Here is a 20623-nt window from a genome sequence, read left to right on the forward strand (position 1 = left end):
GTCATGGCTCCGATCAAGATTTCCCAAGTCAAGAAAACCTATCAGGGCAATGTCACCGCCATTCATGGCCTCGATCTCGATATCGAGGATGGCGAAATGGTCGTGCTCGTCGGGCCTTCGGGCTGCGGCAAGTCCACTCTTTTGCGCATGATCGCCGGGCTCGAAACCATCACTGACGGCACGATTTCCATCGGTGGCGAAGTGGTCAACCGCAAGGAACCGGCCGAGCGCGACGTCGCCATGGTGTTCCAGAATTATGCGCTCTATCCGCATATGAGCGTGCGGCAAAACCTCGAATATGGCCTCAAGAACCGCGGCACGCCGCGCGAGGAAATCGATCGCCGCGTCAACGAAGCCGCTCGCGTCCTCGAAATCGCGCCCTTCCTCGAACGCAAGCCGCGCCAGCTCTCGGGTGGTCAACGCCAGCGCGTCGCCATGGGTCGCGCCATCGTGCGCCAGCCCAAGGCATTCCTGTTCGACGAGCCCTTATCCAATCTCGATGCGAAACTGCGTGGGCAGATGCGCATCGAAATTCGCCGCCTGCAGCGATCCCTGAAAACCACCAGCGTCTATGTGACCCATGACCAGCTCGAGGCCATGACCCTGGCGGATCGGCTGGTGGTCATGAATGCCGGTCGCATCGAACAGGTGGGCAAGCCCATCGAGCTCTATGATCGCCCCGCTTCGCTCTTTGTTGCCGGTTTCATCGGCTCGCCGCCGATGAACCTTTTCAAGCTCGAGGCGCTGAGCCGGGTGACGGGACAGGACCTCTCGACGACCCTGCCGGAAAACACCGACATCGTCGGTATCCGCCCCGACCGCATCGAGGCTGGTCGCGGCGCGGGCCTGCATATGTTCGGCGTGGTCGAACTGATCGAGCCGGTCGGCGGGGAAAGCCACCTCTATGTCCGCGCCGAAGGTCTCGACCAGGCGGTGATCATCGTCGTCGAAGGGCCTTCGACCCTGAGCGAAGGCGAGGTGCTCGATTTCGTCCTGCCGCTTTCTGCGCTACACCCCTTCAATACTGCAACGGGCCGCCGCACCGACTGATCCCACGGGCTTTGCCAGATATTTACCAAGCGTCTAATTGCGTAGGCCCGGTAAGGAACTGGTCAATCCCAGCCCACTACTATGCCCTCCAGAGACCAGTATTGGTCCGTGTGGGCATATGGGCAGTATGGGTTTCGGTGCGGCTAGGCAAAAGAACCGGGAGTGGCGGCGGACAAGTTTCCTGCCCGCCCTTTTGGCGTTTCTGGTGGTCGTCGCTGCCGGGCTCGTGCTCGATCGGCAGGCCGAGACCATCAATCAGGAGCGGGCCCGTTCCGAAGTCCTCGGTCGCATCGCGGTCATTCGCGCCAAGCTCGAAGGCCATGTGTCGAGCAATGTGCAATTGGTGCGGGGCCTCGTCTCGGTCATCTCGACCGAACCCGATATGGACCAGGCGCGCTTCGACGCGCTGGTCGGCAATCTCTTCGAGGAAGACAGCCAGCTCCGCTCGGTCGCCGCCGCCCCCGATCTTGTCATCCGCATGACCTATCCGCTGCAGGGTAATGAGCGGGCCATCGGCCTCGACTATCGCCAGACGCCCAATCAGTGGGATGCGGTGCAGCAGGTGCTCTTTACCGGCCGGATGGTGCTGGCGGGGCCCGTCGACCTCGTCCAGGGCGGACGCGGCTTTGTCGGCCGCTTCCCGGTCTATACGACTGAAGACGGCTGGAAGAAATTCTGGGGCGTGGTCTCCGCCGTCATCGATACCGACCGGCTCTACATGGATAGCGGCCTGTTTGATCAATCGGTCGGCGATCTCGATATTTCCATCACCGGCCATGATAGCCAGGGCGGCCACGGAAAACTCTTTTATGGCGAGAGCCTCACCGGCCGCCAGCCGGTGCTCGCCAATGTCACCTTGCCCAGCGGCAGCTGGCAGATCGCCGCGGTGCCCAAGGCCGGTTGGCAATCGAGTATGACCAGCCAGTTCATGCTGCGCGGCGCCATCTTCCTTGCCGGCTGCCTGATCCTGCTGCCCTTCATCATTGCCGGCCGCATGATCAGCCAGCGCCACGACTATATCGCCCAGTTGCGCGCCCGCGAGGCCGAACTGACCCAGCAGACCCAGCGCCTCAACCTTGCCCTTGAAACCTCGAAAGTGGGGCTGTGGGAACTGGATCTGGCGACCGGCGAGGAAGTGTGGGACGCGCGCACCAATGAAATCTACGGCATGTCGGCCGATAGCGGCGGACGCACCCATGACCACTGGCAGAAAGTGGTTCATCCAGAGGATCAGGCGCGGGCGGAAGGCGAATTCCGCACCTCCATCGCCAATGGCCGCTACCAGTCCGACTACCGCATCGTGCTGCCCGATGGCACGACGCGCCATATCCGCTCCATCGCCGTGCTCTATCGCTCGCCCGGCGAGGATGACCGCGTCATGGGCATCAATTGGGATGTCACGGCCGACGTGGCGCTGAGCGAAGACCTGCGCCGCGCCAAGGCCCTGACCGAAGCGCGCAACACCGAGCTTGAAGCGGCGCGCGTCCGCATCGAGCACAATGCGCTCCATGACAGCCTGACCGGCCTGCCCAATCGACGCTATCTCGACGAAATGCTGCGCAGCAATGCCGCCGGCGGTTTCGATGACACCGGCACCATTGCGCTGCTGCATATCGACCTCGATCGCTTCAAGCAGATCAACGACACGCTGGGCCACGCCGCGGGCGATGCCATGCTCATCCATGCCAGCAAGGTGTTGCGCGAAAGCTGCCGCGACACCGATTTCGTCGCCCGCATCGGCGGCGACGAATTCGTCGTCGTCTCCAGCAACAGGCATGGCGAGGAGGGCCTGGCCCGTCTCGCAGGGCGGCTCGTCGACGCCATGCGCAAACCGCTCATGCATGAAGGCCATGAATGCCGCTGCGGCTTCAGCGTCGGCATAGCGACAGCCATGGTGCCCGCCATCGATGTCGAGCAATTGCTGATCAATGCCGATATCGCGCTCTATCGCGCCAAGGATCGCGGTCGCAATCGCTTCGAATTCTTCTCGGCTGCTTTGCAGGCCGAGGTGATCAACACCAAGCGCGTCGCCGACGAGATTCTGAACAGTCTCGAAAACAACGATTTTGTCGCCCACTACCAGCCCCAGTTCGATGCCCGGACGCTTGATGTCGTCGGTGTCGAGGCGCTGGCGCGCTGGCGGCATCCGACGCTGGGCCTGCGCAGCCCCGACAGTTTTATGGAGATTGCCGAAGAACTGAGCGTGGTGGCGGCAATCGACCACGCCATTCTCCAGCAGGGACTTGAGGACCTTCAGCGCTGGGACCGCATGGGGCTTAACGTGCCGCGCGTCTCGGTCAACGTGTCCCAGCGCCGCCTCCACGACGAAAACCTCGTCGCCGCGCTGCGGGAAATGGACCTTCCCGAAGGCCGCGTCGCTTTTGAACTGGTGGAATCCATCTATCTCGACGAGAGCGACGGCGTCATCGCCTGGAACATTGAGCAGATCAAGGCGCTCGGCATCGACGTCGAGATCGACGATTTCGGCACCGGCTATGCCTCGATCGTTTCGCTGCAAAAGCTGCATCCGCGCCGGCTCAAGATCGACCGGCAATTGGTCGATCCGATCATCACCGAGCCCGGCCAGCGCCGGCTCGTTGCCTCCATCGTCGATATCGGCAAGGCCATGGATATCGAGATCGTTGCCGAGGGCGTCGAGACCATGGAGCACGCCAAAATCCTGCGCGATCTCGGCTGCGATATTCTGCAGGGCTATGCCTTCGCAAAACCCATGCCGCGCGATGCGCTCGAAGCCTTCCTTCTCGAACAACGCTGGCGCCACGCCAGCTAAGAACAGGCGACAAGCGCCGGGAATTTCGCTAAACCCATCCGTCTATCTTGTATGGAACGGTTTTGGGGGAGAGCGGAAATGGGGCTGGGCAGGAAATTTGGGCTGGGCGTGGTCGGCACCGGCATGGCGGCAAAGCCGCATGCACTGGCGCTCAATGCGCTCAAAGACCGGATCGACGTGCGCGGCGTCTGGCGGCGCGATCCCGCGGCGCTCAAGGAGTTTTGTGACCAATACGGCTTCCCGGCAGCCCAAAGCTATGAAGCGATGCTGGCCGATCCCGACCTCGATGCGGTTCTGATCCTCACCCCGCCCAACGCCCGCGAGCCATTCGTCGCCGCAGCGGCTGCGGCCGGCAAGCATGTGCTGATGGAAAAGCCGGTCGAGCGCAGGACGGAAGCCGCTGCCCGTATCGTCGATATTTGCGACAAGGCAGGGGTGACGCTGGGCATCATCTTCCAGCACCGCTTTCGCGCCGCCTCCAAGGCGCTGGCGGCAAAGGTGGCCAGTGGTGAACTGGGCAAGCTTTTCGCGGCCCATCTCGTCGTTCCGTGGTGGCGCCCGCAGCAGGGCTATTACGACAGGCCCGGCCGCGGCAGTTTTGCCCAGGACGGCGGCGGTGTTCTGATCACTCAGGCCATCCATTCGCTCGACCTGATGCTGAGCCTCACCGGGCCGGTCAAGGCGGTGACAGCGCTCGCCGCGACCACCGGTTTCCATCAAATGGAGACGGAAGACTTTGTCGCGGGCGGGCTGGAGTTTGAGAACGGCGCGGTGGGCGGCCTGATGGCGACCACGGCCTTCTTCCCCGGCGGTGCCGAGAGCATCACGCTCAACTTCGAAAAAGCCAGCGCAACGTTGGCCGGCGGCAACCTGAACCTGAAATGGTTCGACGGCCGCGAGGAGAATATCGGCGAAGCCAGCAATTCCGGCGGCGGCGCCGATCCCATGGCTTTTCCGTTCGACTGGCACATGGCGCAGATCAAGGATTTCGCCGATGCGGTAGAGCAGGGGCGCCAGCCGCTTTCCACCGGCCATTCGGCTCTCGCCGTGCACAAGCTGATCGACGCGCTCATTGCCTCCTCGCGCGAAGGCCGCCGCGTCAACGTCTAGCCACATCCTCGCTGGCCGGTTGTTCCTTGGCGGCCTCCCCACCCTTGGCCGGCCAGCGCCCACCCACCGTGTCGGCCACATAGGCGCCGCGCGTGCCCATGGGGCGTGGTTCGCCCGTGGTGGAATCGGCTGTCGTCTGGTGCTCGCTCTCCGAATTCAGCGAACCGCCGAGAATGACGATGGTGACCGAAAGCCAGATCCAGGTGAGAAAGCCAATCACCGCGCCCAGCGATCCATAAGTGGCGCTAAATCGCGCAAAATTGGCCGCGTACCAGGAATAGCCGGCGGACATGAGCATGATGCCGACGGCGGCAAAAAGGCTGCCCGGCGTGATCCAGCGCCACTTGGCGAGCGCGCGGCTCGGTCCCCAGCGATATATCGACGAGAGCGCGACGAGCAGGCTGACGAGCATCAGCACATAGGCGCCGGCCCGCACGATCCACTCATAGCCCCCGAGCGCGAATATCTGCAGCAGGGCGGGCACGACAAGCATCACCGCCAACATCAGCACCAGCATCACTAAGCCACCAAAAATGAAGGCGAGGGCGAGCAGGTGGATATGAAAGATGTTCCGCTTTTCCTGTTCGCCATAGACGACATTCATGGCATCGAACAAAGCCTTGATCCCGGCACTGGCGCCCCACAGCGCCGCGACGAGCGAGATGACAAGGGCGAGCCCGAGTTCGCCACTGTCCTGGCTTGTCAGACGCACCAATTGTTCGCGGATGATATCGAGGCCCCCAGCCGGCACGATGCCGTCGAGGAGGCTGAGCTGGTCGACGACACCCACGGGATCGTTGAGGAGGCCATAGAGCGAGACGAAAAGGCTCAGCGACGGCACCAGCGCGAACAGCAAAAAATAGGCAACGCCGGCGGCGGTAAGCAGCACGCGGTTTTCGGTGAAACCGATGAAGAGCCGATAGGCGATGTCCTTCCAGCCGCGCCATGGAATGGCGATCGGTGCCGTGGCCCTGCGACCCCGGTCATGCTGCTTTGCTCTGAGTAATTGTGTCCGCGTCGGCATAATCCGACAACGCCGTGCGGGGCCGCTTGGCTCCGCGCCACCGGCTGTCATCCCGGCGCAGGCCGGGACCTATCTTGAGATCTCAGGATGGGCCCCGGGTCAGGCCCGGGGTGACAGTCGCGTTTTTGGTGACGCCGGCCTTATGCCGCGGAAGCCTTCTTCTTCGCGATACGGGCGCGGATGTGTTCCACGTCTGCCTGCGGCGTCGCGGCAAAGAGCGTCTTGGTATAGTCGTGCTTGGGGTCCGAAAACACCTCGTCACGGCTGCCGTGTTCGACGACGTCGCCAAAGTACATGACCATGACTTCGTCGGCGATGTAGCGCACGACCGAAAGGTCGTGGCTGATGAACACATAGGTCAGGCCAAACTCGTCCTGCAGATCCTTCAACAGATTGAGAATCTGCGCCTGCACCGACAGGTCGAGCGCCGAAACTGGCTCGTCGAGCACGAGGAAGCTTGGGTTCAGCATCAGCGCGCGGGCAATGGCGATGCGCTGGCGCTGGCCGCCCGAGAACATGTGCGGATAGCGGTTGTAGTGCTCGGGCTGCAGGCCGACCTTGGTCAGCATGGCCATGGCCTTTTCGCGCCGCTCGGCCGCCGAAAGACTGGTGTTCAGCAGCAGCGGTTCGGAGAGCACGTCGCCGATCTTCTGGCGCGGATTGAGCGAGCCATAGGGATTCTGGAACACGATCTGCACTTTCTGGCGCAGTTCCTTCGTCACATTGGCCGCGCTGGCTGGAATGCCGTCGATCAGGATTTCGCCCGAGGTCGCCTCGTCGATCAGCGTGATCATGCGGGCAAGGGTCGACTTGCCGCAGCCGCTTTCGCCCACGACGGCGAGGGTCTTGCCCTTTTGAAGGGAAAAACTGACGCCCTTGACGGCGTGGAGCACCTTGGCCGGCTTCAGAAAGCCGCCGGAGGTGACGTAATCGCGCTTGAGATTGCGGACTTCAAGAACGGGTGTCGTCATTGGGAGACTCCCGGGGCGGCAGTGAACAGCATGTCGGAAACGGTGGGCAGGCGATCGCCCACGGCATTTTCCGGCAGGGCCGACAGCAGCGCCCGCGTATAGTTCGACTGGGGATTTTCGAAGAGGGAGAGCACGTCGGCCTCCTCCATCTTGTGCCCCTTATATTGCACGATGACGCGATCGGCCGTTTCGGCGACGACGCCCATGTCATGGGTGATCATGATCAGTCCCATGCCCGTCTGCTGTTGCAATCCAACGAGGAGATCGAGAATCTGCTTCTGGATGGTCACGTCGAGCGCGGTGGTGGGCTCGTCGGCAATAAGAAGCTTTGGATTACAGGCAATGGCCATGGCGATCATCACGCGCTGGCACTGGCCGCCCGACATCTGATGCGGAAAAGCTTTTAGCTTGTCCTGGGCATCGCGAATGCCGACTTGGTTCAAGAGTTCGACGGCCCGATCATGCGCCGCGCGCCCCTTGAGGCCGAGATGCTTGTCGAGCACTTCGCCGATCTGGAAGCCGACTGTGAAGCATGGATTGAGGCTCGCGATCGGTTCCTGAAAGATCATGGCAATGTCCTTGCCAATGATTTTCCGCTTGTCGCTGTCCGACATGGTGAGAAGGTCTCGCCCCTCAAAGCGCATGACGTCGGCGGTGACGCGGGCGCTGGCCGGAAGCAGGCCCATGGTGGCGAGCATGGCCACCGATTTGCCGGAGCCGCTTTCGCCCACAATGGCGAGCACTTCGCGGTTGTCGACCGAAATGTCGATGCCGTCGACGGCCTTGAAGAGGCCAACCGAGGTATCGAAGGCGACGGTGAGGTTCTTGATTTCGAGAAGGGACATGGCGTCAGCTCCTCTTCAGCTTGGGATCGAGCGCGTCACGCAGCCCGTCGCCGATAAGATTGATGGCAAGCACTGTGATCAGGATGGCGAGACCCGGGAAGGTCACAACCCATGGCGCTTTGAGGATGAATTCGCGGGCCGAAGCCAGCATTGTGCCCCATTCCGGGGTCGGTGGCTGTGCGCCCATGCCGAGGAAGCCGAGCGCGGCGGCTTCAAGAATGGCATTGGAAAAGCTTAGCGTCGCCTGCACGATCAGCGGCCCCAGGCAGTTTGGCAGGATGGTGATCATCATTAGCCGGAAGTGGCCCGCACCCGAAAGTTTTGCCGCCGTCACATATTCCCGGTTCTTCTCGGCCATCACCGCCGCGCGCACGAGGCGGGCGAAGTGCGGTTGCAGAACCAGGGCAATGGCGATCATGGCATTGAAGAGGCCCGGCCCGAGAATGGCCACCAGCACCAGGGCCAGCAGCAACGGCGGGAAGGCGAGGATAATGTCCATGATGCGCATGATCAGGACGTCGACCCAGCCACGGAAATAGCCGGCCAGCACGCCGAGGATCACCCCGACAACAAGCGCGCCGACAACGACGAAGAAGCCGATGAACAGCGAATAGCGCGCGCCATGGATGAGGCGCGAGAGGATGTCGCGACCCACCGGGTCGGTGCCGAGAATAAAGCGCGGATCGGAATTGGCATCCCAGATCGGCGGCTTCAGCAGCGCATCGCGATACTGCACGTCGGGCAGATGCGGCGCGATCAGCGGCGCGAAGATGGCGACGAAGACGAGAATGGCAAAGACGGTGAGGCCGATGACCGCGCCGCGATTGACGGAGAAATAGTACCAGAATTCACGCAGGCCCGAAGCCGGGGTGGTGCTGGCGGAAGTGTTAGATGTGGCCATGTTACTGCACCCGGATGCGCGGATTGATGAGGGCGTAGAGGAGGTCAACGATCAGGTTCACCGACATGACAATGAGAGCGATAATAAGCAGGCCCGACTGCACCACGACATAGTCGCGCTTGGAGATGGAATCGATCATCCACTTGCCAATGCCCGGCCAGGTGAAGATGGTCTCGGTGAGAATGGCGCCGCCAAGGAGGAGGCCGACCTGCAGGCCGATCGTGGTGACGACCGGGATCAGCGCATTGCGCAGGGCGTGCACATTGACCACGCGATTGGGCGACATGCCCTTGGCGCGGGCGGTGCGCACATAGTCTTCGCCCAGCACTTCGAGCATGGCCGAACGGGTCTGGCGTGCGATGACCGCCAGCGGAATTGTGCCGAGCACAATAGCGGGCAGGATCAGGTGGCGCAGTGCGGACACAAAGGCCGCCCAGTTTCCATAAAGCAGCGTGTCGATCAGCATGAAGCCGGTAATCGGCTTCAAAAAGAAGGTCAGCGCGATACGGCCCGAAACCGGTGTCCAGCCCAGATACCCCGAGAAGAAGATGATGAGCAGGAGGCCCCACCAGAAGATCGGCATGGAATAGCCGGTCAGCGCCACGCCCATGGTGACCTGGTCGAACCACGAACCGCGCTTGATGGCGGCAAAGATGCCGGCGGGAATGCCGATGATGACGGCAAAGAGCAGGGCGACGAAGGCCAGCTCCATGGTGGCTGGGAACAGCGCCATGAATTCATTGATCACCGGGCGCTTGGTGGCGAGCGAAATACCGAAATCGCCCTGCATCACATCCCAGAGATAATTGAAATATTGCTGCCAGATCGGCAGGTTATAGCCGAACTGCTCGCGCAGGATTTCGTAGCGTTCCGGGGTCACGCCATGTTGCCCGGCCATGGCCAGGATGGGGTCGCCCGGCAAAACGCGGACAAACGCAAAAGCGCAGATGGAGATGCCGATGATGGTCGGCACCAGAAGCGCAATCCTGCGCAAAACATAGTTCAGCATGTGAGGGTCTTGCCTCTTGGGTGCAGGCCCGCCGCACAAATGCGGCGAACCCACTGGTCCCGTTTCCTGTTATGGCGAGGCGCGTTCGTGGACCTTGGCTGGCCCATCCCGATGAAACGGTTTTCGTTTCATCTAACCCCGCTCTGTCTTAAAAAGCGGAGCCCCGATCCGGCCTTTGCCGGACCGAGGCCCCTTGTTTGGTGAGAAGGCTAAAGCCTACTCCTGAACGTCCACGCCCTTGAAGGAGTGGCTGCCGAGCGGGCTCATGACATAGTTGAGCACGGTCTTCTTCATCGGCATGAATACGCGGCTGTGAGCCAGGGTGATCGCAGGTTCTTCAGCTTTGAAGATTTCCTGGGCCTTGGTGTAGAGCTCGGTGCGTTCTGCCGGGTCCGACGAGGTCTTGGCTGCGGAGATCGCAGCTTCGAAGTCGTCATTGCACCAGCTCGAATAGTTCGAAACGCCGATGGCCGAGCAGGAGAACAGGGTCGCAAAGAAGTTGTCCGGATCGCCATTGTCGCCGGTCCAGCCGATCATGAACGGGCCCTTGCGGTCGGCCTGCTTGCCGCGCTCGCGATATTCGGTCCATTCGTAGGTCACGATATTGGCGGTGACGCCGACCTTGGCCCAGTCGGCCTGGATCAGTTCGGCAACGCGCTGGCCGTTCGGGTTATAGGGACGCGACACCGGGATGGCCCAGAGATCGGTCGTCAGGTTGGTCACGCCGGCAGCTTCGAGAGCGGCCTTGGCAGCTTCCGGATCATAGACGTCGGCCGGAATGGCGTCGTCATAGGACCACATGGTGGGCGGGATCAGGTTCTTGGCGTCCTGGCCTGCACCCTGGTAGACAGCCTCGATGATGGCCGCCTTGTCGATCGCCATGGTCAGGGCCTTGCGCACTTCCGGATTGTCGAACGGCGCTTCGGTGGTGTTGTAGGAGATGTAGCCGATGTTCAGGCCTTCCTGTTCCTGCACGACGAGATCTTCGTCAGCCTTGAGGGCTTCGAGATCGGCCGGAGCCGGGTAGGGCATGATATCGCATTCGCCAGCGAGCAGGCGCTGTGCACGCACCGAGGCATCGGTGGTGATGGCGAAGATCAGATCATCGATCGGCTGCTTGCCATCCCAGTAGTCGGGGAAAGCCTGGTAGCGGATGACGGTGTCGAGCTGGTAGTCGACGAGCTGGAACGGACCGGTGCCGACCGGCTGGGTCGAGAAGGCAGCCATGTCGCCCGAAGCTTCGAGCTGATCGGCATATTCCTTCGACACGATCGAGGCGAACTGCATGGCAAGGTTTGCCAGCATCGGTGCGTTCGGTTCGGTCAGGGTCAGCTTGACGGTCAGGTCATCGACCTTGTCGATCGAGGCGATGTACTTCGGCATGTCCATGCCCTGGAAATAGTCCCAGGTCATGCCTTCGAGGTAGTTGTGCCAGGCGTTGTCTTCCTTCCACTGACGCTCGAACGAGAAGATCACGTCGTCAGCGTTGAGGTCGCGGGTCGGGGTGAAATAGGGCAGGGTCTGCCACTTGACGCCCGGACGCAGGTGGAAGGTGTATTCCTTGCCGTCTTCCGAGACGTCCCAGCTTTCAGCCAGGGCCGGAATGACTTCGGTAGAGCCGGGAGCGAACTCAACCAGGCGTTCGAAGATCGTGTGGGCAGAGGCGTCGAAGTCATTGCCACCGGTCACCGGGCCGGGGTCGAAGTGAGCCGGCGAGGCTTCCGAGCAGTAAACCAGCTGCTTGGCCTGGGCGGCGCCGGCGGCAAGAGCCACCATGGCAGTCGCGGCCATCAGGGTTTTCATCAATTTCATGATTGTTGTCTCCCGAAGTAATTCATGCTCTCCAGCGTTCCCGTCTGGAGGCTTGGGCGACACCAAATCCTAGTTTTTTAGGAAGTGCAATGACGAAATTGACCATTTGGTCAATCGTGTGACGGCGCGAAGGCTTTCCACAGAAATGGACGGATGATTCCAAATCCGTTCGGCAAGTAATCATGGCTTGACCGCGTCTTATCGGTAATGAACGATAGAACCATGACGCAGAAAATCGCCACCCTCGCCCTTGTCGTCGCCGACTATGACGAAGCCATCGAATTTTACCGTGACAAGCTTGGCTTTTCCCTCGTGGCCGATACGCCGCTGGGCGGGGACAAGCGTTGGGTGCTGGTCGCCCCGCCGGGCAGCACAGGCGCGCGGCTGCTGCTTGCCAGGGCCGATGGCCCCGAACAATTGGCCTGCGTCGGCAACCAGACCGGCGGCCGCGTCATGCTCTTTCTCGAAACCGACGATTTCGCCGGCGATTTTGCACGCATGAGCGAAAAGGGCGTCACCTTCCTCGAAGCGCCGCGCCATGAGGCCTATGGCTCGGTTGCGGTCTTTGCCGATCTTTATGGGAACAAATGGGATCTCATCGAGCCGCGGGGCTGATCGTTCTTTTGGCCTTCGCCCAGCCGGTTCTTGCGCAGACCTCCGGCTGGCGTTTCTCCCCGCTTCCCGGCGAGGGCGATCGCGCCGCCATGGGCTGCGCGCGTGATGCGACGCCCGAGAATTTCACCTGCCTTGCCGTGCGCTGTGAGGACGATTTTACCACCGGCCTCCATATCCATTCGAGCCGCTTCGGCGGCGATGTCGGCACCTGGGAGATGACGCTCGATCGCGAGAACCGCAGTTTTGTTGCGGAGAAATCCGACAGCCCCTATGGCGCGCGCATTCGTGAAGATGCCGAACTGCTGCTCGATCGACTCCGTCACGGAACTTTCGTCTACCTCCGCCATAGCGGGGATGAAAATGCGCCATTCGCTTTCATCGACCTTTCCGGCTCGATGAAAACCATCGCCGAGGCGCTCTATTGGTGCGCGCCCCGCGTGCTGCCCGCAGAACAAAATGCTGTCTCGGACGTTACTACCGATCCGTCCCAATTGGAGAAGAACAATGAACCGTCGCCCCCTCGGCCGCAGTGAACTCGTGATCGAACCGCTGGTGCTCGGCGGCAATGTCTTCGGCTGGACGGTCGACGAAAAGCTTGGCTTCGAGATTCTGGACGCCTATGTCGACGAGGGTTTTACCGCCATCGATACGGCCCAGGGCTATCCCAATTGGGTGCCGGGCAATCCGCCGGGCATGAGTGAGACCATCATCGGCAAGTGGCTCAAGGCGCGCGGCAATCGCGACAAGGTCCACATCATCACCAAGGTCAATTCTGCCCACCAGCCGCAGGGCCTCAGCGCTGAAGCCATCAGGACCGGCATCGAGGATTCGCTGCAGCGCCTGCAGACCGACTATATCGACCTCTATTTCAGCCACTGGCCGGCGACGGAAAGCACCCATGAGGAAACCCTCGCCGCCTATGACGTCCTGATCCGCTCGGGCAAGGTGCGCACCATCGGGGCCTCGAACTACGACGCGGCAATGATGAAGGCGGCGCAAGACACCGCCATTCTCAAATCGCTCCCGCGCTACGAAGTCACCCAGCCGCTTTACAATCTTTATGACCGCGAAAAATTCGAGGAGCTGAAGCCTTTCCTCCTCGAAAACGAAGTGGGCGCCATCACCTACTATAGCCTCGCCGCCGGCTTCCTGACCGGAAAATACCGTTCCAACGCGGATCTCGGCAAATCGCCCCGCGGTGGCGGCGCGGAAAAGTACCTTAATGACAAGGGGCTTGGCATTCTCGAAGCGCTCGATGCAGTCGGCAAGGAGCTTGGCGCAACGCCATCGGAAGTGGCGCTGGCCTGGCTCGTGGCCCAGCCCGGCGTCAGCGCTCCCATCGCCTCGGCAACCTCGGTCGAGCAGGTGAAAAGCCTTGCCCGCGGCGTGCGGCTTACCCTCGGTGACGACGCCAATGCGCGTCTCACCAAGGCGGGCGCCTAAAGCAAGAGCGGCGCTTTCGCGTGCTGTGCCGCCGGGTCTGTCCCGCTGGCTCCAGCACTCCCGCATCACTCTTGCCGGGCGAACCCCGGCAAGAGTGATCAGAAATGCCCGCCGTGAGGCAAATTGCCTGAGCGGCGAAATGGTCGCTTGCACTAGCGCGTGGCATCGCCATGATGGCGCCAGCGGACAAGCCAGAATCGGCATCGGCCCCATAGCTGCTCCATCCCAGGGGCGCAGCGCGGGAGCCTATTCGCTTTGCCATTTTCAGAACTATGTGACGGGTAGGTCAGCGTGAGCGATTCCGCAGTCCCGACGATTGATTTGTTCAACCTGGGCGCCAAGGGCTTGCAGCACCATGGCCTGCGCCGGGCCAATGAGCGCGCCGTTCTGACCGTCGTCGGCTTTAATCCCGGCCTTTCCAATGCCGAGATCGCCCGTATGTCGGGCCTTGCCCCGCAGACCGTCTCGGCCATTCTCAACGATGTGGAGGCTGCCGGCCTCATCGTGCGCGGCGAAGTGCTGCGCGGCCGCCGTGGCCAGCCGGCGACTCCGATCTTCCTCAAACCTGAAGGGGCCTATTCCATCGGCATCGAAATCGGCTGGCGTCATGCCGATGTGCTGGCCATCAACCTCCATGCCGCGGTGGTCGCCCATCGCCATCTCGATTATGCCGAGGCCGACCTCGCCGCGCTCGCCCCGCAACTGGCGCAGGTGATCGACGAAATGACCGGGGATTGGCCCAAGGAGCAGCGCGAGCGGCTGGCCGATATCGGGGTGGGCATGCCCGGCTCCATCCATGCCGCCACCTGGCCGCTGGAGCACGGAACCGGCAGCAAATCCGGTCCGTCCCCGGCCGAATTCGCCGCCGATCTCGAAGCGAGGACCGGCCTTGCCGTAACGCTCTTCAATGATGGCAATGCCGCCTGCTGGGCCGAACTCATCGCCCAGCCGGCGCCGCGCCCGGCAAGCTTCATCTATCTGCTTGTTTCGACCTATCTCGCCGCCGGTCTTATCGGAGAAGGCCGGCTCTGGCAGGGGCCGACCGGCCATTCGGCCGATCTCGGCGCCATGCTGGTCGATCGCAACGACGAGGGGCCGTTATCAGCCCATGCCATCGCCTCGGCGTCGGCTCTCGTCGAGCGACTTGCTGCCGCCGGCATCGCGGTTGACATCGCCGATGTCGAAAATTGGGATTGGCCCGCGATCGAACACGTGGTCGGGCCCTGGGTCGAAGACTGCGCCGAGGCCATGGCCCTGGTCGTCTTCAATACCAATGCCGTGGTCGAAGCGAGCCTTGTCGTTCTCGACACGATCCTGTCGTCCGCGATTACGGCCCGTCTCGTCGAATGTCTCGCGCTACATTTCGAGCGCCTGCCGGCCCGGCGCCGGGTGAGTATCGCTTCGGGGCATATCGGCCGCCTGGCGCCCGCCCTGGGCGCCGCCGAACTGCCACTTTACCACCGGTATTTTTCGCGCAATCTGCTTGAAAAGCCCAAGGATTAGCCGGTTGCCAGATAAACAAAATCCCGCGAAAGCGGGATTTTGTTTGTCCAGAATCTTCGTTACGGCGCTAAAAGCCTAGCTCTCTACCAGCTCGTCGAGCGCTTCGCGCAAACGCGCGCTCGGCGTAAATGTCACGGTATGGCGCGGGGTAATGCGATGCTCGGTGCCGGTGCGGGGATTGCGCCCCACGCGTTCGGCCCGGGAGCGCACGGCGAGAGTGCCGAAACCGGTCAATTTGACCGTTTCCCCGGCCTTGAGTGCATCTCCGATCAACTCAAACATGCGCTGGCCAATGGCCGTGACGTCGTTCTTGGCTAGGCCCGTGGCCTCACTGGCAGAGGCGGTGATGATGGCTCGCGTGACGGTGTTGGACATGCGAAACTACTCCTAATAATTTCATATTCCGAAGTTAAGTCGCTGTCCAGTCGGGTTTTTGGGCTTTAAATATGATCGGGTCGTTCAGGATAAGGTTGACATTTTTTAGAATGGTTTTAAATTACGGCCTGTGCCATGGATGGGGTCGAAGCCATGGCCGCGCTGCCAAAGCCAAAGGATCGTTCGCTCGTGAGACTGACTCGCCAATCCAATTACGCCATCCGCACCCTGGTCTATTGCGCCGTCAACGATCCTGAACTGAGCCGGGTTGCAGAGATTGCCCGCGCCTATGGTATTTCCGAACTGTTCCTGTTCAAGCTGATCAAGCCGCTCGTTGAGAATGGCCTGCTGCAGACCGTGCGCGGCCGTCATGGCGGGATCAAGCTGGGTAAGCCGGCCGACCAGATCACGCTCCTGGAAACGATTCGCCTGACCGAAGAAAACTTCGCTCTTGCCGAGTGCTTTGAAGAGGGCGCCGATTGCCCGCTGATCGGCGAATGCGACCTCAACGGCGCCCTGCGCGAAGCCCTTGGCGCCTTCTTTGAAGTGCTTGCCGGCTATTCCATTGCCGATCTTGCCGCCAAGAAGCGCACCATTCGTGAACGCCTGGGCCTTTCCGCCACCGAAGCGGTGAACGCGGATTCCGAAGGCAATATCGTCGGTGACATCGTCGCCGCTTAAATCTGACTCAAAAACTCAAATATGAGTTTGACAATCAAGTTTGCCCGTGGTTATTAGGACGCATTGGTGCAGCGCCCCCGTGGGGCCTGTGGGGTGCAGCGCCATAACGACGGGGCTTGCTGCTGCCGTCTCCCCGGGCCGATCAGGATCCTCAACGTCCTGATCGGCCTCTTTGTTTTTCCCTCAGATTGATATGTCGCCGGGCCTATGCTCTATCCGCGGCAAATTCCCGGACTTTTGCCCATGGCCCCGCCTCCTCTTCTTTCCCTGCAAGACGTGCAACTGACTTTTGGTGGCACGCAATTGCTCGAATCCGCCGAGCTGATCGTGTCGCCCGGCCAGCGCATCGCGCTTGTCGGCCGCAATGGCTCGGGCAAGTCGACGCTGCTCAAGATCGCCGCAGGCATCGTCCAGCAGGATGGCGGCAAGCGCTTTGCTGAACCCAGCGCCACCATCCGCTACCTGCCGCAAGAGCCCGATCTCTCCGCCTATGCGACCACCTCGGCCTATGTCGAAGCCGGCCTCGCGCCGGGCGACGACGAATATCGGGCCCAATACCTTCTCGAAGCCCTGGGCCTGACCGGGAAGGAAGACCCCAAAACCCTCTCGGGCGGGGAAGGCCGCCGCGCCGCCCTCGCGCGCGTTCTCGCACCGCAGCCCGACGTTCTGCTGCTCGACGAGCCGACCAACCATCTCGACCTGCCCGTCATTGAATGGCTGCAGCAGGAACTCGATTCCATGCGCTCGGCCATGGTGCTGATCAGCCACGACCGCCGCTTCCTCACCGATCTCTCGCGCTCGACCGTCTGGCTTGATCGCGGCCTCACCCGCCGCATCGAAAAGGGTTTTGGCTCCTTCGAAACCTGGCGCGACGAAGTCTTGGAACAGGAAGAAAAGGACCGCCACAAGCTCGACCGCCAGATCGTGCGCGAAGAACATTGGCTGCGCTATGGCGTCACCGCCCGCCGCAAGCGCAATGTCGGCCGCCTCGAACGCCTCGCCAATCTGCGCCAGGACCGCCGTGATCAGCGCCGCGTCACCGGCGCCGTCAATATGCAGGTTACCGAGGGCCGCACCTCCGGCGCGCTGGTGGTAGAAGCCGAAAACATCTCCAAGACATTTGGGACCAAAACCGTCGTCCGCGATTTTTCGACCCGCGTCCTCCGCGGCGATCGTGTCGGTCTTGTCGGCCCCAATGGCGCGGGCAAGACCACGCTGATCAAGATGCTCAACGGTCTGCTCGAACCTGACAGCGGCACGATCAAACTCGGTTCCGCCATCGAGCTCGCCATGCTCGACCAGGGCCGCGCCCGCCTCGACCCGGAAACACGCCTCAAGGACGCGCTGACCGGCGGCGGTAGCGATACCCTAAAAATCAACGGCGAGAACAAGCACGTTGTCGGCTATATGAAAGACTTCCTGTTCACCCCCGAACAGGCCAATACCCCTATCGGCAAACTCTCCGGCGGCGAACGCGCCCGTGTTGCCCTGGCCCGCGCCCTGGCCCTGCCGTCCAACGTGCTGGTGCTCGACGAGCCGACCAACGACCTCGATCTCGAAACCCTCGACCTGCTCGAAGAAATGGTTTCGGACTATTCCGGCACCGTCATCGTCGTTAGCCACGACCGCGATTTCCTCGATCGCGTCGCCACTTCCATCATCATGGCCGAAGGCAATGGCAACTGGCTCGAATATGCCGGCGGCTACTCCGACATGGTCGCCCAGCGCGGGGCAGGGGTTTCGGCCCGCGTGGTGGAAAAAGCCGCGCCTGTCGAAAAGCCCAAGGCATCCGCGCCGGCTGCTGCCTCGTCCACCAAGCGCAAGCTGAGCTTTAAGGAAAAGCACGCCCTCGAAACGCTTCCAAAAGACATCGAAAAGCTCGACGCGCTGATGGAAACCATCAACAAGCGCCTCGCCGATGGCAACTATTACACCCGCGACCCCAACGGCTTTGCCAAGGACACGGCCGCTTTAGGCGAAGCCGCGACCAAGAAGGCCGCAGCGGAAGAGCAGTGGCTGGAGCTGGAAATGCTCCGGGAAGAACTGGAAGGGTAGGCACGGCCTAACCCCACCGGCCATCCAGTAACCCTCATGGTGAGGTGCGAAGCGCAGCGAAGCCTCGAACCACGAGGGTGTGTCCTGATGCCTAGTTGCCGCGCCCTCGTCCTTCGAGGCTCCGCTGCGCTCCGCACCTCAGGATGAGGACTACTGTGGCGCTTCGCCTTGCTCGAAGAGCTAAGCCCGCACCGGACCCTGCCCAGCCCCCGTCGTCGCGATTGCCTGCGCGATCTCCTCGATATCCCCCGCATCCAGTTCCAGGCTCGCCGCATCGATCCAGCCATCCACCTGCGCCGGCGAGCGGGCACCGACAATGGTCGCCGTCAGCCCCGGCCAGGCATGGCACCAGGCCAAAGCCACGCTCGACACACTGGTTCCGTGCTTTGCCGCGATCGGCTTGAGGCTCTCGGCCAAAGCCAGATTGGCCTTCAACCGGTCCCCCTGAAATTCCGGGTTCTGCTTCCGCCAGTCATTGTCCGGCATGGCGGCCACGCGCTCGGCCGTCATTGCCCCTGTGAGAAGGCCAGCCTGCATCGGCGAATAGCAGATGGTGCCGGTGCCATGCTCGGCGCACCAGGGCAGGATTTTTGCCGCGCTATCGCGCCGGATCATCGAAAATGGGGGCTGCAGCGTTTCGACATGGCCCAGCGCTTCGGCGCGAGCCAACTGCCCCTCGTCATGATTGGAAAGCCCGACATGGCGCACCTTGCCCTCGGCCTTGAGCTCCAAGAGCGTCGCCCAATAGTCTTCCAGCGGCACATCGTCCGAAGGCCAGTGCATTTGGTAGAGGTCGATCACATCGACCTTCAGCCGCTTGAGCGAATTTTCCAGCTCCTGCCGCAAATGCCCACGCTCCCCGATCCGCCGCGGGTTTTGGCCGTTCTCGTCGCGCACAATGCCGCCTTTGGTGAACACCAGGGGCCGCGCATCCGCCGAGAGGCCCGCCAGTGCTTCGCCGATGACGGCCTCGGAGTGTCCATTGCCATAGACCGCCGCCGTGTCGATCCAGTTGATGCCGCTGTCGATGGCGTGCCGAATCGCCGCCATCGACTCCTGGTCATCCTGCGGACCCCACATATTGCCGCCCATGGCCCAGGCGCCGATGCCCAGCTTGGTGATCTGCATGCCCGTTTTGCCAAAGGCCCGTGTCGGCAGATGCGTCTTCATCGCGTGTTCCTCCAAATCTGCTGGCTTTTCCATGGTCTACTCGCCCAGGCTTGTCTTGTCACTCGCCATGTATGGAAGATATAAGGCACTAACATGTTACGGTGATGAAGGATCGACCGATGCAAGCCCTGACCATCCTGCGTCCCGGAACCGCCACGCTCACTGACAAGCCCGTGCCTGTGCCCGGCTCCGGCGAAGTCGCCATCGATCTCGCCTTTGTTGGCTATTGCGGCTCTGACCTCACCTCCTACCGCGGCCTCAATCCGCTGGTGAGCTATCCCCGCGTGCCCGGTCACGAAATCTCCGGCACCATCGCAGAACTGGGGCAGGGGGTCGAAAATCTCGCTCCGGGCACCGCCGTAACTGTGCTGCCCTACTTCAATTGCGGCACCTGTCGCGCCTGTCGCTCGGGCCGCCCCAACGCCTGCCCCAATAACCAGACCATGGGCGTGCAGCGCGAAGGCGCCATGACCGGTCGCGTCGTCGTTCCGGCCGCAAAAGTCATCCCGGTCACAGGCATTTCCCAGCGCGATCTCGCCCTAGTCGAACCCTGCGCCGTTGGCTTCCACGCCGTCCGCCGCTCCGAGTTGAAATCGGGCGAAACCGTCGTTGTCCTCGGCTGCGGCATGATCGGCTTGGGCGTCATCCTCGGCGCCCTGCGCCAGGGTGCAAAAGTCATCGCGGTGGATTTGAGCGATGCGAAACTCGACGTGGCCAAAAAGCTCGGTGCGCACGAAGTCATCAATGCCTCGACCGACGTAAAGGCCCGGGTCACTGAACTGACAGGGGAGGGCCCCGATGTCGTCGTGGAAGCTGTCGGCGCCGAAGCCACTTTCCTGCAAGCCGTCGACCTCGTCGCTACGGCCGGCCGTGTCGTCTATATCGGCTACGCCAAGGCGCCCATCGCCTACGAGACTAAGGTCTTCATCACCAAGGAACTCGACATCCGCGGCTCCCGCAACGCGCTGCGCTCGGATTTTGATGATGTCATCGACGAGTTGCGAAGCCGCCCGGAAGCCGGCGATCTGATCGTCACACGCACGGCGACGTTGGAGGAGGCGGCCGAGGCACTTGCCGATTGGCATGCTCGACCGGGTGATTTCACGAAGATTTTGGTGCGGTTCTAGGTCTCACCTCCTCACCGGCCCGGCACCTCCCCCTCGACGGGGGAGGATGGGAGGGGGTGTGAGAGCCACGATCCGGAGTTCGTGAACACCCCTCCCCAACCCTCCCCGTCAAGGGGAGGATGTCCATCGAGTTAGCGAAAC

General features: G+C 62.0%; 18 protein-coding genes. 10 read left to right on the top strand and 8 right to left on the bottom strand.

Annotated elements, in window-relative coordinates:
• Positions 1-3: 3 nt before the first annotated feature.
• From ugpC to J7557_RS16155, 3 genes are all read left to right on the top strand, one after another.
• Positions 4-1050, top strand: a complete 1047-nt coding sequence (gene ugpC / locus J7557_RS16145) for a sn-glycerol-3-phosphate ABC transporter ATP-binding protein UgpC (protein WP_291421067.1) — start codon at positions 4-6, stop codon at positions 1048-1050.
• 205 nt (positions 1051-1255) lie between these two features.
• On the top strand, positions 1256-3841 hold the full coding sequence (locus J7557_RS16150) for an EAL domain-containing protein (RefSeq protein WP_367272910.1): 2586 nt from the start codon (positions 1256-1258) through the stop codon (positions 3839-3841).
• 78 nt (positions 3842-3919) lie between these two features.
• A complete protein-coding gene (locus tag J7557_RS16155; protein WP_291421068.1) occupies positions 3920-4951 on the top strand; it encodes a Gfo/Idh/MocA family oxidoreductase in 1032 nt (343 codons plus the stop codon).
• Here J7557_RS16155 and J7557_RS16160 read toward each other — a convergent pair.
• From J7557_RS16160 to J7557_RS16185, 6 genes are all read right to left on the bottom strand, one after another.
• Positions 4941-5975 carry a YihY/virulence factor BrkB family protein gene (locus J7557_RS16160; RefSeq protein ID WP_291421069.1) on the bottom strand — a complete coding sequence of 345 codons (1035 nt, stop codon included), beginning with the start codon at positions 5973-5975 and terminating at the stop codon, positions 4941-4943. The genes J7557_RS16155 and J7557_RS16160 overlap by 11 nt on opposite strands.
• A gap of 140 nt (positions 5976-6115) precedes the next feature.
• Positions 6116-6946: an ABC transporter ATP-binding protein gene (locus tag J7557_RS16165; RefSeq protein ID WP_291421070.1), complete on the bottom strand. Its 831-nt coding sequence runs from the start codon at positions 6944-6946 to the stop codon at positions 6116-6118.
• Entirely contained in the window at positions 6943-7791 is an 849-nt protein-coding gene (locus J7557_RS16170; RefSeq protein ID WP_291421071.1) for an ABC transporter ATP-binding protein, read from the bottom strand. Before J7557_RS16170 ends, J7557_RS16165 begins: the two co-directional genes overlap by 4 nt.
• Positions 7792-7795: 4 nt before the next feature.
• On the bottom strand, positions 7796-8692 hold the full coding sequence (locus tag J7557_RS16175; RefSeq protein ID WP_291421072.1) for an ABC transporter permease subunit: 897 nt from the start codon (positions 8690-8692) through the stop codon (positions 7796-7798).
• A gap of 1 nt (position 8693) precedes the next feature.
• Positions 8694-9701: an ABC transporter permease subunit gene (locus J7557_RS16180; protein WP_291421073.1), complete on the bottom strand. Its 1008-nt coding sequence runs from the start codon at positions 9699-9701 to the stop codon at positions 8694-8696.
• Positions 9702-9917: 216 nt separating this feature from the next.
• Complete coding sequence (locus J7557_RS16185; protein WP_291421074.1) at positions 9918-11513, bottom strand: ABC transporter substrate-binding protein; 1596 nt, start codon at positions 11511-11513, stop codon at positions 9918-9920.
• A 222-nt stretch (positions 11514-11735) separates the two neighbouring features.
• Between J7557_RS16185 and J7557_RS16190 the strand changes: the two genes are divergently transcribed.
• From J7557_RS16190 to J7557_RS16205, 4 genes are all read left to right on the top strand, one after another.
• Positions 11736-12128, top strand: a complete 393-nt coding sequence (locus J7557_RS16190; protein ID WP_291421075.1) for a VOC family protein — start codon at positions 11736-11738, stop codon at positions 12126-12128.
• Complete coding sequence (locus J7557_RS16195; protein ID WP_291421076.1) at positions 12101-12661, top strand: hypothetical protein; 561 nt, start codon at positions 12101-12103, stop codon at positions 12659-12661. The genes J7557_RS16190 and J7557_RS16195 overlap by 28 nt, the downstream gene beginning before the upstream one ends.
• Complete coding sequence (locus tag J7557_RS16200; protein ID WP_291421077.1) at positions 12633-13571, top strand: aldo/keto reductase; 939 nt, start codon at positions 12633-12635, stop codon at positions 13569-13571. Before J7557_RS16195 ends, J7557_RS16200 begins: the two co-directional genes overlap by 29 nt.
• Positions 13572-13862: 291 nt before the next feature.
• Positions 13863-15074: an ROK family transcriptional regulator gene (locus J7557_RS16205; protein WP_291421078.1), complete on the top strand. Its 1212-nt coding sequence runs from the start codon at positions 13863-13865 to the stop codon at positions 15072-15074.
• A 75-nt stretch (positions 15075-15149) separates the two neighbouring features.
• Here the strand turns inward: J7557_RS16205 and J7557_RS16210 are convergent, their stop codons facing one another.
• Complete coding sequence (locus tag J7557_RS16210) at positions 15150-15449, bottom strand: HU family DNA-binding protein (RefSeq protein ID WP_291421079.1); 300 nt, start codon at positions 15447-15449, stop codon at positions 15150-15152.
• Positions 15450-15638: 189 nt separating this feature from the next.
• Between J7557_RS16210 and rirA the strand changes: the two genes are divergently transcribed.
• A complete protein-coding gene (rirA, locus tag J7557_RS16215; RefSeq protein WP_051960373.1) occupies positions 15639-16130 on the top strand; it encodes an iron-responsive transcriptional regulator RirA in 492 nt (163 codons plus the stop codon).
• Positions 16131-16373: 243 nt separating this feature from the next.
• Positions 16374-18185, top strand: a complete 1812-nt coding sequence (locus tag J7557_RS16220; RefSeq protein WP_291421080.1) for an ABC-F family ATP-binding cassette domain-containing protein — start codon at positions 16374-16376, stop codon at positions 18183-18185.
• A gap of 180 nt (positions 18186-18365) precedes the next feature.
• Here J7557_RS16220 and J7557_RS16225 read toward each other — a convergent pair whose 3' ends face one another.
• Positions 18366-19355, bottom strand: coding sequence for an aldo/keto reductase (locus J7557_RS16225; protein WP_291421081.1), 990 nt, complete (start codon positions 19353-19355; stop codon positions 18366-18368).
• 119 nt (positions 19356-19474) lie between these two features.
• Between J7557_RS16225 and J7557_RS16230 the strand changes: the two genes are divergently transcribed.
• Positions 19475-20482, top strand: a complete 1008-nt coding sequence (locus tag J7557_RS16230) for a zinc-binding alcohol dehydrogenase family protein (RefSeq protein ID WP_291421082.1) — start codon at positions 19475-19477, stop codon at positions 20480-20482.
• The last annotated feature ends 141 nt before the right edge of the window (positions 20483-20623 follow it).

The organism is Devosia sp., from assembly GCF_017744655.1.
Classification (GTDB): Bacteria; Pseudomonadota; Alphaproteobacteria; order Rhizobiales; family Devosiaceae; genus Devosia.

Coding starts and splice junctions, on each gene's coding strand:
- J7557_RS16195 (WP_291421076.1), top strand. CDS start 12,101: ATGGGATCTCATCGAGCCGCGGGGCTGATCGTTCTTTTGGCCTTCGCC.
- J7557_RS16165 (WP_291421070.1), bottom strand. CDS start 6,946: ATGACGACACCCGTTCTTGAAGTCCGCAATCTCAAGCGCGATTACGTC.
- J7557_RS16160 (WP_291421069.1), bottom strand. CDS start 5,975: ATGCCGACGCGGACACAATTACTCAGAGCAAAGCAGCATGACCGGGGT.
- J7557_RS16225 (WP_291421081.1), bottom strand. CDS start 19,355: ATGAAGACGCATCTGCCGACACGGGCCTTTGGCAAAACGGGCATGCAG.
- J7557_RS16155 (WP_291421068.1), top strand. CDS start 3,920: ATGGGGCTGGGCAGGAAATTTGGGCTGGGCGTGGTCGGCACCGGCATG.
- ugpC (WP_291421067.1), top strand. CDS start 4: ATGGCTCCGATCAAGATTTCCCAAGTCAAGAAAACCTATCAGGGCAAT.
- J7557_RS16170 (WP_291421071.1), bottom strand. CDS start 7,791: ATGTCCCTTCTCGAAATCAAGAACCTCACCGTCGCCTTCGATACCTCG.
- J7557_RS16175 (WP_291421072.1), bottom strand. CDS start 8,692: ATGGCCACATCTAACACTTCCGCCAGCACCACCCCGGCTTCGGGCCTG.
- J7557_RS16220 (WP_291421080.1), top strand. CDS start 16,374: ATGGCCCCGCCTCCTCTTCTTTCCCTGCAAGACGTGCAACTGACTTTT.
- J7557_RS16180 (WP_291421073.1), bottom strand. CDS start 9,701: ATGCTGAACTATGTTTTGCGCAGGATTGCGCTTCTGGTGCCGACCATC.
- J7557_RS16200 (WP_291421077.1), top strand. CDS start 12,633: ATGAACCGTCGCCCCCTCGGCCGCAGTGAACTCGTGATCGAACCGCTG.
- J7557_RS16190 (WP_291421075.1), top strand. CDS start 11,736: ATGACGCAGAAAATCGCCACCCTCGCCCTTGTCGTCGCCGACTATGAC.
- J7557_RS16230 (WP_291421082.1), top strand. CDS start 19,475: ATGCAAGCCCTGACCATCCTGCGTCCCGGAACCGCCACGCTCACTGAC.
- J7557_RS16210 (WP_291421079.1), bottom strand. CDS start 15,449: ATGTCCAACACCGTCACGCGAGCCATCATCACCGCCTCTGCCAGTGAG.
- J7557_RS16185 (WP_291421074.1), bottom strand. CDS start 11,513: ATGAAATTGATGAAAACCCTGATGGCCGCGACTGCCATGGTGGCTCTT.